Annotated in this window: 12 protein-coding genes; 4 read left to right on the forward strand and 8 right to left on the reverse strand. The window is 68.0% G+C overall.

Features of this window, described 5'->3' with window-relative positions; all coding sequences use genetic code 11:
* Nucleotides 1–71: 71 nt before the first annotated feature.
* From rlmN to hslV, 4 genes are all read right to left on the reverse strand, one after another.
* Nucleotides 72–1,220, reverse strand: a complete 1,149-nt coding sequence (rlmN, locus tag Q333_RS0105485) for a 23S rRNA (adenine(2503)-C(2))-methyltransferase RlmN (protein WP_029415740.1) — start codon at nt 1,218–1,220, stop codon at nt 72–74.
* A 65-nt stretch (nt 1,221–1,285) separates the two neighbouring features.
* Nucleotides 1,286–2,584 carry an ATP-dependent protease ATPase subunit HslU gene (hslU, locus tag Q333_RS0105490; protein WP_029415741.1) on the reverse strand — a complete coding sequence of 433 codons (1,299 nt, stop codon included), beginning with the start codon at nt 2,582–2,584 and terminating at the stop codon, nt 1,286–1,288.
* Between the two features lie 19 nt (nt 2,585–2,603).
* A complete protein-coding gene (locus Q333_RS0105495; protein ID WP_051651142.1) occupies nt 2,604–3,473 on the reverse strand; it encodes a hypothetical protein in 870 nt (289 codons plus the stop codon).
* Nucleotides 3,474–3,572: 99 nt separating this feature from the next.
* The gene (gene hslV / locus Q333_RS0105500; RefSeq protein WP_029415743.1) at nt 3,573–4,127 is read right to left on the reverse strand and encodes an ATP-dependent protease subunit HslV; all 555 of its coding nucleotides are present in this window, start codon (nt 4,125–4,127) and stop codon (nt 3,573–3,575) included.
* Nucleotides 4,128–4,280: 153 nt separating this feature from the next.
* Here hslV and Q333_RS17715 point away from each other — a divergent pair, with 153 nt between their 5' ends.
* Both Q333_RS17715 and Q333_RS0105510 read left to right on the forward strand, forming a co-directional pair.
* Nucleotides 4,281–4,670 carry a BLUF domain-containing protein gene (locus Q333_RS17715; RefSeq protein ID WP_035293838.1) on the forward strand — a complete coding sequence of 130 codons (390 nt, stop codon included), beginning with the start codon at nt 4,281–4,283 and terminating at the stop codon, nt 4,668–4,670.
* Nucleotides 4,671–4,701: 31 nt separating this feature from the next.
* Nucleotides 4,702–5,442: a HesA/MoeB/ThiF family protein gene (locus tag Q333_RS0105510; protein ID WP_029415745.1), complete on the forward strand. Its 741-nt coding sequence runs from the start codon at nt 4,702–4,704 to the stop codon at nt 5,440–5,442.
* Between the two features lie 530 nt (nt 5,443–5,972).
* On the opposite strand, the gene typA is transcribed toward Q333_RS0105510, so the two are convergent.
* Nucleotides 5,973–7,805 carry a translational GTPase TypA gene (gene typA, locus Q333_RS0105515; protein WP_029415746.1) on the reverse strand — a complete coding sequence of 611 codons (1,833 nt, stop codon included), beginning with the start codon at nt 7,803–7,805 and terminating at the stop codon, nt 5,973–5,975.
* A 174-nt stretch (nt 7,806–7,979) separates the two neighbouring features.
* Between typA and Q333_RS16880 the strand changes: the two genes are divergently transcribed.
* Together Q333_RS16880 and Q333_RS17825 are read left to right on the forward strand one after the other, a co-directional pair.
* On the forward strand, nt 7,980–8,441 hold the full coding sequence (locus Q333_RS16880; protein ID WP_051651143.1) for a cytochrome c: 462 nt from the start codon (nt 7,980–7,982) through the stop codon (nt 8,439–8,441).
* Between the two features lie 247 nt (nt 8,442–8,688).
* Entirely contained in the window at nt 8,689–8,913 is a 225-nt protein-coding gene (locus Q333_RS17825; RefSeq protein ID WP_211249697.1) for a GxxExxY protein, read from the forward strand.
* Nucleotides 8,914–8,967: 54 nt separating this feature from the next.
* Here Q333_RS17825 and Q333_RS0105530 read toward each other — a convergent pair whose 3' ends face one another.
* The 3 genes from Q333_RS0105530 to Q333_RS0105540 all read right to left on the reverse strand — a co-directional run bounded on the left by Q333_RS0105530 (nt 8,968) and on the right by Q333_RS0105540 (nt 13,393).
* Complete coding sequence (locus tag Q333_RS0105530; RefSeq protein WP_029415748.1) at nt 8,968–11,025, reverse strand: OPT family oligopeptide transporter; 2,058 nt, start codon at nt 11,023–11,025, stop codon at nt 8,968–8,970.
* A gap of 68 nt (nt 11,026–11,093) precedes the next feature.
* Nucleotides 11,094–12,554: a glycosyltransferase family 39 protein gene (locus tag Q333_RS0105535; RefSeq protein ID WP_051651144.1), complete on the reverse strand. Its 1,461-nt coding sequence runs from the start codon at nt 12,552–12,554 to the stop codon at nt 11,094–11,096.
* A gap of 5 nt (nt 12,555–12,559) precedes the next feature.
* On the reverse strand, nt 12,560–13,393 hold the full coding sequence (locus tag Q333_RS0105540) for a phosphatase PAP2 family protein (RefSeq protein ID WP_084175827.1): 834 nt from the start codon (nt 13,391–13,393) through the stop codon (nt 12,560–12,562).
* Nucleotides 13,394–13,640 lie beyond the last annotated feature (247 nt).

The raw sequence follows: 13,640 nt of genomic DNA on the forward strand, positions 1-13,640 counted from the left end.
AATGGTTATCCCGTCGGCCTTGGCAGGCGGAGCAGCCGGGGTCGTTTATCGGCGCAGTCTATTGAAGCGCCTCAAGCCGCAGCTCGCTCCGCTTTCCTGAGCGCGCTCGCGCGCACCTTTTCACTCTCCGACTTCAACTGCCCGCACGCCGCCAGGATGTCCCGCCCCCTCGGCGTCCGGATCGGGCTGGCGTATCCCGCCTTGTTCAGGATCGCCGCGAACCGCTCGATCGTCTTCCAGTCCGAGCACTGGTAGTCGGTGCCGGGCCAGGGATTGAACGGGATCAGGTTGATCTTGGCCGGAATGCCCTTGATCAGGTTCAGCAGGGCGCGGGCCTCTTCGGGGCTGTCGTTGACGCCCTTCAGCATCACATATTCGAACGTCACCCGCCGCGCGTTGGACAGACCCGGATAGGCGCGGATCGCGGCCATCAGCTGATCCAGCGGATACTTCTTGTTCAGCGGCACCAGTACGTCGCGCAACGGATCGTTGGTGGCGTGCAGGCTGATCGCCAGCATGGTCTGGGTGCGCTCGCCCAGCTCCGGGATCATCGGCACGACGCCGGACGTCGAGACCGTGATCCGTCGCCGCGAGATGGCGATGCCTTCGTTGTCGGCGATGATGTCCACGGCGTCGGCGACGTGGTCGAGGTTATAGAGCGGCTCGCCCATGCCCATGAAGACGATGTTGGACAGGCGGCGGTCTTCCTTGGGCGACGGCCATTCGCCCAGGTCGTCGCGCGCCACCTGCACCTGGGCCACGATCTCCGCCGCCGTCAGGTTGCGCACCAGCTTCTGCGTGCCGGTGTGGCAGAAAGTGCAGTTCAGGGTGCAGCCGACCTGCGACGAGACGCACAGGGCTCCCGCCCGGCCGACATCGGGGATGTAGACGGTCTCGATCTCGATGCCCAGCGCGGTGCGGATCAGCCACTTGCGCGTGCCGTCGTTGGACACCTGGCGCTCCACCACCTCGGGCCGGGCGAGGGTGAAGGCGGCGGCCAGCCTGGCCTGGGTGTCCTTGGCCACGTTCGTCATGGCCGCGAAGTCGGTCACGCCATAATGGTGGATCCAGCCCCACACCTGACTGGCCCGCATCTTCGCCTTCTCCGGCGGGCAGATTCCCGCCTCGACCAGCGCCGCGCGCAGCCCTTCGCGCGTCAGACCGGACAGGTTGACTGGAGCGGCGATCGGCGTGCGCGAAAGGTCGAGCGTCAGGCTCAATGCGAAGATCCTGGGTGGCGGGAAGCGGGGCTTATAGCACGGATCGCGCTGGATTTAAGGCGGGGTCAGAGGATGAACCGGCTGAGGTCCGCGTTCCTGGCCAACTCCGCAACCCGCGCCCGCACCGTCTCGCCGTCGAAGGCCACCGTCTGCCCGGACAGGTCCGACGCCTTGAACGAGGTCTCCTCCAGCACCCGCTCGATCACGGTCACCAGCCTGCGCGCTCCGATGTTCTCGACCGCAGAGTTCGCCGCCACCGCCGCATCGGCCAGAGCCTCGACCGCGTCGGCCGTAAAGGTCAGCGTCACGTCCTCGGTCGCCAGCAGCGCCTGGTTCTGACGGATCAGATTGGCCTCCGGCTCGGTCAGGATGCGCACGAAGTCGTCGCGCGTGAGGGCCTTCAGCTCGACCCGGATCGGCAAGCGGCCCTGCAGTTCGGGCAGCAGGTCGCTCGGCTTGGCCACGTGGAAGGCCCCGGACGCGATGAACAGCACATGGTCCGACTTCACCGGCCCGTATTTGGTCGAGACGGTGGTCCCTTCGATCAGGGGCAGCAGGTCGCGCTGCACGCCCTCGCGCGACACATCGGCGCCGCCCCGGTCCTGTCGCGCCGCGACCTTGTCGATCTCGTCGATGAAGACGATGCCCTCGTTCTCGGCCAGAGCCACAGCCTCGCGCGCCAGGCTGTCCTGATCGAGCAGCTTGTCGCTCTCCTCAGTGACCAGAGGGGCCAGCGCCGCCTTGACCGTCGTCTTGACCGGCTTGGTCCGCTGGCCGCCCAGCTTGCCCAGCATCTCCGACAGATTGATCAGCCCGACGTTCTGGCCGCCGAGGTCCATGCCCGGAATGGCCGGCGCTGCTTCGGCCATCTGCAGCTCGATCTCCTTGTCGTCGAGCTCACCCGCTCGCAGCTTCTTTCGGAACGCGTCGCGCGTCGCCGGCTGCGAGCCGGGTCCGACCAGGGCGTCGAGGATGCGCTCCTCGGCCGCCGCCTCCGCCTTGGCCCGCACGCCGACCCGCTTCTGCTCGCGCACCATCAGAAGCGCCGCCTCCACCAGATCGCGGATGATCTGGTCGACATCGCGGCCGACGTAGCCGACCTCGGTGAACTTGGTCGCCTCGACCTTCAGGAACGGACTGCCCGACAGCCTGGCCAGCCGCCGCGCGATCTCGGTCTTGCCGACGCCCGTCGGCCCGATCATCAGGATGTTCTTTGGCGTGACCTCGTCGCGCAGATCATCGGGCACGCGCTTGCGGCGCCAGCGGTTTCGCAGGGCCACGGCGACGGCGCGCTTGGCGTCCTCCTGGCCGACGATGAAACGATCGAGTTCGGAAACGATCTCGCGAGGGGAAAGGTCTGTCATCCTCGCCACATAGGGCGGCTCAACCCTGAGCGGGAGGGGCGGGCGGATCGACGATCAGCTGGGCGAAGGCCAGGACCCAGCCTGTCTCCCGCTTCTGCCAGAGATGCACGTAGTAGCCGCTGCCGTTCGCATCGCCGTCCTTCCACAGGGCCCGGCCATAGGTCCAGCCGAGGTCGCCTGCCGCCGATGCCCCGCTGCTCAGCGGCGGGCTGAGGTCGAACGATTTGGGCCAGGCGTCCAGGGCCTCGGCGAAAGCCGCCTCACCGATCGCCGGCGGCCGGTCGCCGACGTAGATGCGGCCATCGGGAGCCAGCAAGGACAGATGCGCAGCCTTCTGGTCTCCCGCCGCCGCGGCCGCCAGCACGGCCTCCACCGCCCTCAACTCTCCCAGAGCGGCCTCGGCCGACGTCGGGGCCACTGTCGAGGTCGCCAGGATGGTCGGTTCGGCCTCAGGGCCAGGAACCTCCGCCGCGCTGGCAGGCACGCCCCCGTCATAGACCCAGCGCCAGGTGCCGTCCGCCTGTCTCTGCCAGATCGTGAAATAGTGGCCCCTGCGTTGGCCATTCACCTCGACGCCGCCCGTGGTGAAGCCCAGGTCGCCAGACACGGCGATCCCCGCCCAGTTGGGCCACCAGACCAAGGGGCGCGCCGTCGGATCGAACGCGGCGTCCGGATCGAACAGCGCCTCGACCGGCTGGGGCGATCCCCCCACGATCAGCACCGCGCCCGGCATGGCCCATTTCAGGAAGGACCGGTCGACCCCCATCGTCAGGGCGTCGGCCGCGAACGCCCGCTCGGCGGCGATCACCGGCGCGGGGTCGGACATCCGGGCGTGGGCGGGCGCGGCGAGCAGAAGGGCAGCGGCGATGATGGCGGTCAGGCGAGGCATGGGGTCGTCTCCAGGCTCTTCACTCATGCCCGGATCGGTTGCGATGTCCCGTGAAATCGACGCAATGAGCGCCCCCGCGCCCTGACCATTCCTGACGGCCTACAGCTTCTCGATCGTCAGATTGCCGTTGGTGTAGACGTCGATATCGGCCGCGATCGCCATGGCCCGGCGCGCGATCGCCTCGGCGTCTAGGTCGGTGTTGTCCAGCAGGGCCCGCGCCGCCGCCAGCGCGTAGTTTCCCCCCGACCCCACGGCCGCAGTGCCGTATTCCGGCTCCAGCACGTCGCCGACGCCGGTGACGGTGAAGATGCTGGCCTTGTCCGCCACCAGCAGCATGGCCTCCAGCCGCCGCAGATAGCGGTCCGTGCGCCAGTCCTTGGCCAGGTCGACGCAGGCCCGCGCCAGCTGATCGGGATACTGCTCCAGCTTGGCTTCCAGCCGCTCGATCAGGGTGAAGGCGTCTGCGGTCGCGCCTGCGAAGCCTGCCAGCACCTTGCCGCCCGCCAGCGTCCGGACCTTGCGCGCCGCGCCCTTGACGATGGTCGGCCCCATCGACACCTGGCCGTCGCCCGCGATGACGGTCCGGCCGTCCTTTCGGACCGCCAGAATCGTCGTCCCGTGCCAGCCGGGTCCGGTCGTCGTGTGCTCGCTCATGCGAGCCGAGATGGCGACGGAATTGGGGCGCGGCAAGCCCCGCCGACGCAAAACCGTTGCAAATACAAGGCCGCATCTCTGCCACAATGTAACCACTGTAATCGGTTACACCAGCATCATTACACCGTTACATCGCCACTGAGGGGACGTGTCTTGCTTTATCGCTTGATTTACGCGGCCGAGACCGTCGGTTCGACCGGCTCCTCGACCCTGTCGATCGCCCAGATCCTTGGCGCGGCGACCGTCAACAACCGTCGGGACAACATCACCTCCGCGGTCATGTTTCATGACGGCTGGTGCCTGCAGGGCATCGAGGGGTCGCGTCAGGACATCGACCGCCTGATGCGCCGCATCCGGGACGACCGACGCCTGAACAACATCCGCATCGTGTCGGACAAGCCCGTCGCCGAGCGTCGCTTTCCCGAGCCGATGACCCTGTGCGACGACCCAGACGCCATGATGAAGGCCATCGGCCTTACGAACATGGCTCAGATCACCGCCTATCACGCCGACCGCATCGTCGAGCTGAAACAGGCTGCGTGACGAAGGCCGCGCGCGCGCCTAACTGAGGGGCATGGGCTTTTCCCCCGAAGACGTCGAACGCTACGCCCGCCACCTTGTCCTGTCCGAGATCGGCGGACCCGGGCAGCAGAAGCTCGCGTCCGCGACGGTCGCCATCGTCGGCGCGGGCGGCGTCGGCTCGCCAGCGGCCCTCTATCTGGCGGCGGCGGGGGTGGGGACCCTGCGGATCATCGACCCCGACACCGTCTCCCTGTCCAATCTCCAGCGTCAGGTCCTGTTCGAGACCGCCGACATCGGCCAGCCCAAGGTCGAGGTCGCCGAGCGCCGCCTCCTCGCGCTGAACCCCGGCGTCCGTATCGAGGCCGTGCCTGCGGCCCTGACCTCCGAGACCGCTGCCCGCGTGATCGCCGGGACCGACGTGGTACTGGACGGCACCGATGACTTCGCCGTGCGCCACGCCGTCAACACCGCCTGCATCGCCGCCCGCATTCCGCTCGTCTCTGGAGCCCTTGGACGATGGAGCGGTCAGCTCGGCGTCTTCACCGGCCGCCCGTGCTACCGCTGCCTCGTGCCCGACCTGCCCGCCGACGCTGAAACCTGCGCCCGCGTCGGCGTGGTCGGCGCCCTGGCGGGCGTCATTGGTTCGATGGCGGCGCTGGAAACGATCAAGCTCATCACCGGCGCGGGCGAGCCCCTGACCGGCCGACTGCTCCTCTACGACGGCCTGTCGGCGACCAGCCGCACGGTGGAGGTCACGCCCGATCCGGGCTGCTCGGTGTGCTCGCGGGACTGACAGTCTCGGCCGCTCCGACGAGCCCTGCCCACTGGAGGCTCGTGCTGCTAGACCGCTTGTCCCGACGTCGCGAGCGCGAAACACGCATGGCCTTCATCTCGGTGACACGGCTGAAGCCGATAGGTCTGCTGGACCTTCCGCCAATCGCCCTGGACACCCTGCGCAGTCGGCATCAGATCGAGCGCGCCCCCGGCTTCCTTGGCGGCTATCTGGCGACCGGACCGGGCCCGACGCTGTGGACCGTGACCTCTTGGACCAACGAAGCCGCCATTGCGGCTTATCGCGGCAGCGGCGCGCATGCGAGGGCCATGCCCCGTCTATCACGTACGTGCTCGGAGGCGTCAGTCACGCATTGGCTGGCAATCGATGAGAGCCTTCCAAACCCGGAAGAGGCGGCCGAACGCATGCGGAACGGCCGGACCTCCCGGGTGCGTTGCCCCTCCCCGGCCCACGCCGCCGGAGACCCCTGGCCGGACCGGATTATCCCCTTCCGCGGCCCGACGCTTAGGCCCACTACTCCTGGCTGAGCCCTACTCCGGCTTCTGGCGCTTCTTCCGGAAGCTCGGGTTCAGCACCTGCTTGCGCAGCCGGATCGACTTGGGCGTCACCTCGACCAACTCGTCCTCGTCGATATAGGCGATAGCCTGTTCCAGGCTCATGACGCGCGGCGGAGTCAGGCGCACGGCCTCGTCCTTGCCGGAGGCGCGCACGTTGGTCAGCTGCTTGCCCTTGATTGGGTTGACGTCCAGGTCGTCCCAGCGGCTGTTCTCGCCGATGATCATGCCCTGATAGGTTTTCTCGCCGGCGCCGACGAACATGACGCCGCGCTCCTCCAGGTTCCACAGCGCATAGGCCGCCGTCTCGCCGTCGGAGTTGGAAACCAGCACGCCTTTCAGGCGGCCCGCGATCTCGCCCTTGTAGGGCTCATAGTGGCTGAACACGCGGTTCAGCACGCCCGAGCCGCGCGTGTCGGTCAGGAACTCGCCCTGATAGCCGATCAGCGAGCGCGACGGGCACTTCAGCTGGATGCGGGTCTTGCCGGCGCCCGACGGCCCCATGTCGGTCAGCTCGCCTTTACGCGCCGACAGCTTCTCGATGACGATGCCGCTGAACTCGTCGTCGACGTCGATGACGACGTCCTCGATGGGCTCCAGCTTCTCGCCATTCTCGCCGGTCTGATAGACCACGCGCGGACGGCTGATCGACACCTCGAAGCCCTCGCGGCGCATGTTCTCGATCAGCACGCCCAGCTGCAGTTCACCCCGGCCCGCGACCTCATAGGCGTCGCCGCCCTCGGTGGTCGTCACGCGGATAGCGACGTTGGCCTCGGCCTCCTTCAGCAGGCGGTCGCGGATGACGCGGCTCTGCACCTTGTCGCCCTCGCGGCCGGCCAGGGGGCTGTCGTTGACCGAGACGGTCATGCTGATGGTCGGCGGGTCGATGGGCTGGGCCGGCAGGGCCTCGGTCACTTCCATGGCGCACAGGGTGTCGGCCACGGTCGCCTTCGACAGGCCCGCGATGGCGACGATGTCGCCGGCTTCCGAGCCCTCGTCCAGCGGCTGGCGCTTCAGGCCGCGGAAGGCCAGCACCTTGGTGATCCGGCCCCGCTCGATCTCCTTGCCCTCGCGGTCCAGGGCGTGGATCGCCATGCCGGGCACGGCCTTACCGCTCTCTATGCGGCCGGTCAGGATGCGGCCCAGGAAGGGATCGCTCTCGATCAGCACGCTCAGCATGCGGAACGGCTTGTTCTTGTTCGCCTGCACGGCCGGCGGCGGGACGTGATCCACGATCAGGTCGAACAACGGCGCCAGATTGTCATTGGGCTGGTTCAGGTCCAGCGTCGCCCAGCCGTTGCGGCCCGACGCATAGATGTGCGGGAAGTCCAGCTGCTCGTCGGTCGCGCCGATGGCGGCGAACAGGTCGAAGGTCTCGTTGTGCACCCGGTCGGGATCGGCGTGGGCGCGGTCCACCTTGTTGATGCACAGGATGGGACGCAGGCCCATCTTCAGCGCCTTGGTCAGGACGAACTTGGTTTGGGGCATGACGCCCTCTTCGGCGTCCACCAGGATGACGCAGCCGTCCACCATGCCCAGGATGCGCTCCACCTCGCCGCCGAAGTCGGCGTGGCCGGGAGTGTCGATGATGTTGATGCGCGTCTCGCCCGCCTTGCCGTTCCAGAGCACCGAGGTGCACTTGGCCAGGATGGTGATGCCGCGTTCCTTTTCCTGATCGTTGGAGTCCATCGCCCGCTCGGTCGTCGCCTCATTGGCTCGGAAGACGCCGGACTGGGCCAGCAGCTGGTCCACCAGGGTGGTCTTGCCGTGGTCGACGTGGGCGATGATGGCGACGTTGCGGAGGTTCATGGTCGTTCAATGCGAAAGGGCGGCCGACAGGTGCGGGGGCCGCTGGGTCAGGGGCGTCATTGCGGGGAGCGCGCGCCTCTTACAGCGCGGCCGCCCGAAAGACCATAGGGCCCCGGTTTGACAGCTTGACGGCACGGGCGCAGCCTCCCGTTTCAACCTTTGGGAGGCGGGTCGATGAAGCGGGTTCTGATCGCGGGGGCTCTGTCCCTGATGTGCGTGGCCGGCGCGGCGGGAGCCCAGCAGGAGGTTCCGCCGGAAGAGGCCGCCCAGATCGTGGCCCTCCGCCAGGCTTCATTCGCCATGTCGGCGGCGACCTTCGGCGGCATCAAACAGGGTCTGGACGCCGGCGTCCCGCTGCAACAGCTCGCCTTCGCGTCGAACGGCCTGTCTCGCTGGGCTGCCTCGATGACGATCGCCTTCGTGCCCGGCACCGGCCCGGGTGCGGTTCCCGCGACCAAGGCCAAGTCCGAAATCTGGACCGACTGGACCGGCTTCCAGGCCAAGGCCGCAGACTATGAGGCCGCCACGGCCCGCCTTCGCGACGCCATCGCCGCGGACGACCGGGCCGCCGCGAACGAAGCCTGGGCCGCGACACGCGCGACCTGCGGATCGTGCCACGACGCCTATCGGTCTTAGTCCCGCTTGATCGGTTGACCGAACTCGCGGGAACCTAGGCGGTTCATCACCGAGGACATCAAGGGTGCACCAAGGACACCAAGGTACCGAGCACGTTTCGGAGGACGTCGATCGGCTTGGACGAAAATTCTGGACGCAGCCTTCATTGTTCACAAGGCGCTCGGTCCCGGACTTCTTGAGTCGGTCTATGGAAACCTGCCTCGCGGAGGAACTCCGAAAGGCAGGACTGGAGGTCGAGCGCTAGGCCGTGGTGCCAGTCACCTACGGCGAAGTCAGGGTGGAAGCTGGCTATCGCATTGACCTTCTGGTCGAACGGACCGTGATCGTCGAGGTCAGGGCGATCGACGCCCTTGCGTCGATCCATACGGCTCAGGTCCTGACGTATCTGCGCTTCGCGCGCCTCCGGCTCGGCTATCTGATCAACTTCAATACAGTCATGCTGAAGAACGGCCTGCGGCGCGTCGTGCTCTGATGTCTTGGTGTCCTTGGTGGCCCCTTGGTGTCCTTGGTGAAGAACCGCAGGCGCTTAAACCTTCGCCGACCGTCCCCGCACCCAGGCATAGAGCGCCACCGTCAGAACCGCGAAGACCGCGATCCCCGACAGCATGGCCGGCCACGTCGAGCCCTCGGGCAGCATGGCGAACGGCGCGTCGTCGCCCGTCGAGACGATGACCCCGGCCGTCATGACCAGGAACAGGCTTTCGCCCACGATCAGGCCGCTGGCCAGCAGCACGCCCATCCGGCGGCCCACATCGGCGAACCGCGTCGTCTTGATCGCCTTGTCATAGACCCAGCCGCACACCGCCCCGATCACCAGCATCGTGGTCACCGCGGCCGGCAGATAGAACCCGATCCCCACCGCCAGCGGCGGCAGCTTCATCCGCCCCTTGGTCGTGGCGTTCAGCACGGCGTCCAGGATGATGATAACCACGCCGATGCAGGCCCCCAGCCCGATCAGGTCCCAGCGCAGGTCGCCGCCGATGACCCCTCTCGCCAGCGCCGAGATCAGCGTGGCCTGGGGTGCCGCCAGCGGCTCGTCTGCGATGCCCGGAGGCCCTCCGGCGAAGCCGAAGGCCTGGTTGAGCAGGTTCAGGATCAGCGGGATCACGATCGCGCCCGCGACCACGCCCACGATCAGCGCCGCCTGCTGACGCCAAGGCGTCGCCTCGACCAGCTGGCCGGTCTTCAGGTCCTGCAGATTGTCGTTAGCGATCACTGCGACGGCGAACACGATCGCTGTCACGATCAGGGCGAAGGCCACCACCGACGGGTCGGCCGGCAGACCCGCCAGCGCCAGCACCCCCAGCATCAGGACCGAGGCGATCACGACCGCCAGGATGCCGACGCCCGACACCGGGCTGTTGGACGACCCGATCAGCCCGGCCATGTAGCCGCAGATGGCCGCCACCGCGAAGCCGATAATCACGACATAGACCAAGCCCCCCGCCACCAGCAGCCAGGTCGAGCTGGCCAGCGTCGGATTGCTGTTGGCGAACCAGGCCAGGATGCCGCCGATGCCGATCAGGCAGGCGACCGACAGCCCGGCGATGATGTTGATCGGAATGTCCTGCTCGGTCCGCACCAGCACCTCGCCCGCGTCGCGCTTTCTGCTCGCCGCCAACGCCGAGGTCAGCCCGCCGATGAGCGGCCCGGCCAACTTGATAAGCGTCCAGATCGCCGCCACGCCGATGACGCCCGCCCCCATGAACCGCACCTCGCGCGCCCAGACCGTAGTGGCCAGCTCCTCGGCCGCCACCCCGGGCTCCAGTGTCGTGGCGATCGACGGGATGCCGTTGGCGGTCAGCCAGGCGATGGTGTCGGGCGATGTCAGGATCGGCACAGCGATGCCCCAGGCCAGCAGCAAGCCAAACGCCTGGGCCAGACCCACGCTCAGCCCGATCAGATGCCCGGCTCCCAGCAGGGCGAACTGCATGCCGAAGCCCAGCCCCGTCGCCCCGCCGCCCAGGGACGCGGGCAGCTTGATGAACCGCGCCGCCTCGCCCGCGAACACACGCCCGGCGACCAGCAGGGCATAGCCCGCCGACACCACCGCCCCGGTGATCACGACCCACAGGCCCGACGCGTTCTCGCGCACCGCGCTCTCGGTCTGCTCGGCCCCGCGCGACCCGACGGTCAGCACCTCGGCCGCCGCCACGCCCTCGGGGTAGGGCAGGCCCGCATCCACCACCAAGGCCCGGCGCAGCGGGATGGAGAAGGTCACCCCCAGCACGCCACCGAAGACGCAGATCAGCACCGATTCCCAGAAGGGAAAGTCCAGCCACCATCCGACCATCACCAGGCCCGGCAGGACGAAGATGATCGAGCTCATGGCCCCGCCCACCGACGCGACCGTCTGGACCGTCATGTTCTCCCAGATGGTCGAGGTCTTGAACATCCGCAGGATGGCCATGGAGATGACTGCCGCCGGAATGGCCGAGGCGAAGGTCAGCCCCACCTTCAGCCCCAGATAGGTGTTCGCCGCCGTGAAGATCACGGCCAGGATGCAGCCCAGCACCAGGGCGCGAAGCGTGAACTCGACGCGCTTCCCGGAAGGCGCGGCAGAGGGTGCGGGCGTGTCGGTCATTTGCGATCCTGCGATGGCTTTCCCCGACCTAAGCCGGAATCCGGCGCTCCGGCAACGTCACTGGCGGATCAGGCATCCGGGCAGGGCACGGGTCGCTTCACCGGCCCGGTCGGCCTCGACAGTCGGAACAGGTGCAATGTCCGCACCGCTCCCGCGCCGGCCGGAAGGGTCACGGTCTGCATCCGTCGCGCCTCGGCCCAGCCGGCGAACCGGCCGGCATCTTCACAGGTCGCGACCGCCAGCACCGTCTCCGCCTGCGCCACCGTCAGCGGCTGGGTCATCTGAAAATGATCCTGCGGCTGCCCCTCGACCTCCGGCGGCCAGGCCACTACAGCCAGCCCTGTTTCCCGGAGGGCGTGGGCGAGGTTCGCCACCTCCCCTCGCCGCTCGGCCACGATGACGGTTGCACCCTCAGTGCGCGCGCGAGAGGCGACGGCCTCGGCCACAGCGGTCCAGCCCATGACCGGCTCATAGGGATCGCCCGGCAGAACCCAGCGGTCCGCCCGCGCGTCTCCGAACAGCAGGAGGGCCTGCACCGCCCCGCAGAACGCTAGGCCCGCGCCCAGCCAAGCCCGTCCCACGCGACCGGCCAGCACTGTTGGCGCCAGAACGAAGGCCGCCACCAGTCCCGACGCCGCCCAGTTGGCATTGGCCCCCTGCGCGAAAGCAGCGACGGTGACGACCGTGAAAACCGGCATGCTAAAGGCCAACAGCAGCCTCTGTTCCGCCGTCAGCTTGCGCCACCCCGCCGCCGCCAGGATCACGGCGGCGAATACCACAGGCCCGGCCAGTCCGAACTGTGCCGAGATGAATTCCAGCCCTTCGGAAATGACCTCGACCAGGCTTCGGGCACCCTTCTCCCCTGCCATATTCACCCCCGTGTGCCGGACCGTCGTCAGCGCGTTGTCGAGGTTCCAGATCAGGTTCGGCGCGAATAGGGCCAGCCCGCCCGACAGTCCGACCCAAAGCGCAGGCCGCCGAAGCACCCGCCGCGTCGCCGGATCGACAACCGCCGCCAGCACAAGGCCGCCGATCCAATAGACCATGGCGTACTTCGACAGCAGACCGAACCCCAGCCCGACGGCCAATGCGGCCGCCCAGGCCGCTCCGCCGCCGGCCCTCAGCCGCACCAAGGCCAGCAAAGCCAGGGCCCAGAACATCAGGAGCGGCGGATCCGTCGACATCACCCGCGCGGAGAAGGCCGCCCCCGGCGCAAGGAGCGCCAGGATCCCCGCCCAAAGGCCGACGCGTGGCCCGGCCAGTGTTGCCCCGATTCCGAAGACCAGAAGCGGAATCGCCGCCCAGATCAGCACCGATGGCGCACGCACGCACGCCGCGCCAGTGCCGCAGACGGCCTGCGCCAGGCCGATCAGCCATGCCACCATCGGCGGCTTGGAGTAGTAGCCCCATGCGGGATTCTGGGCCCAAGCCCAATACTGCGCTTCATCGGCGTGAAGTTCGGTGACCGAGACCTGAAGCCCGGTCAGCCGGATCGCTGTCAGGGCGGCGACCGCCCCGATCAGGAGCAACAGGCTCAGATCGCGGCGGCGACAGGGCTCGGGCGACGGTTCAGGCGGCGCAGCCTGCGTGAGCGGCGAGCCGCGACGGGGCAATGGAGCATGAGCCGGTGCAGCAGGCACAGAACGAGGGCTGTGATGGCCCATGACAGGACAATGTCCGACAGGAAATGACCGCCGAACAGCAGGCGGTTGAGCGAGAGTGCGGCGGCGTAGGCGAAGGCTATGGGGATGACGGTCGCACGCCACGTTTGCGGGGTCATGACAACGGCGACCGCAGCCAGCCAGGCGGCCGAGGACGCCTCGCCGGAGACGAAGGAGCAGTTGGACAGGCACTGGTCCGTCACCGTCCAGGCACCGGTGAATTGAGCTTCTCCGCCGAAGGTCTCGATCTGGACCGGTCGAGCCCGGCCCCACAGCGACTTGAACAGGCCGTTGACCACCACGCCGGACGCCAGGGCGAGACCGCAGATCAAAAAGAGGGCGCGCCGGGCCTCGCGCCATCCGGTCCACCACCCACGAATGGCAATGACGATGAGGGCCAGCAGCGTCAGCCCCATGACCCAACTGGACGACTTCCGGAGCGCCTTTAGCGCCGGATCGGAGGCGGCCGCGAACCCGGCGACCGGATCATAGACCAGGGCGCTGACGGCCAGATCAACGCCCGGCAGCAGCACGAAATAGGCCGACAGCAGCAGGGTCGCTGCCAGTGCAATCGGCACCGGGGACGCCGCCTCGACGCCAGCCGCCAGGGACAGATGGAGCCGTTGTGCGCCCCTGCGCAGGCCTCGCCGGAGACCGGCGGCCCATGCGCCCGATGCCCCGGCGGGCAGCGTCTGAACGTCCGTCATCGATTCCCCCAAACCGATCGTCGCCTGGGGCTGGCGGTTGCCTGACTCGTGCGGCGCCCCCGTCACGGAAACATGGGTATCTCGCGTCGATTTGGCGCCGTTTAGGTTTCGACTCGTCCTGAATCGGACGACCACCGCCTTGGTCGCCTGATAAGGGGCGTTCCGGTTTTCGAAACGTCTCTTGTGATTCATCGGTCTGGTCGTCGCGCTGGCTCAGGTGAGACGGACTGATGGAAAGCTTGGCGGT

Origin of the sequence: Brevundimonas bacteroides DSM 4726 (genome assembly GCF_000701445.1) — a bacterium.
GTDB classification, from domain to species: domain Bacteria; phylum Pseudomonadota; class Alphaproteobacteria; order Caulobacterales; family Caulobacteraceae; genus Brevundimonas; species Brevundimonas bacteroides.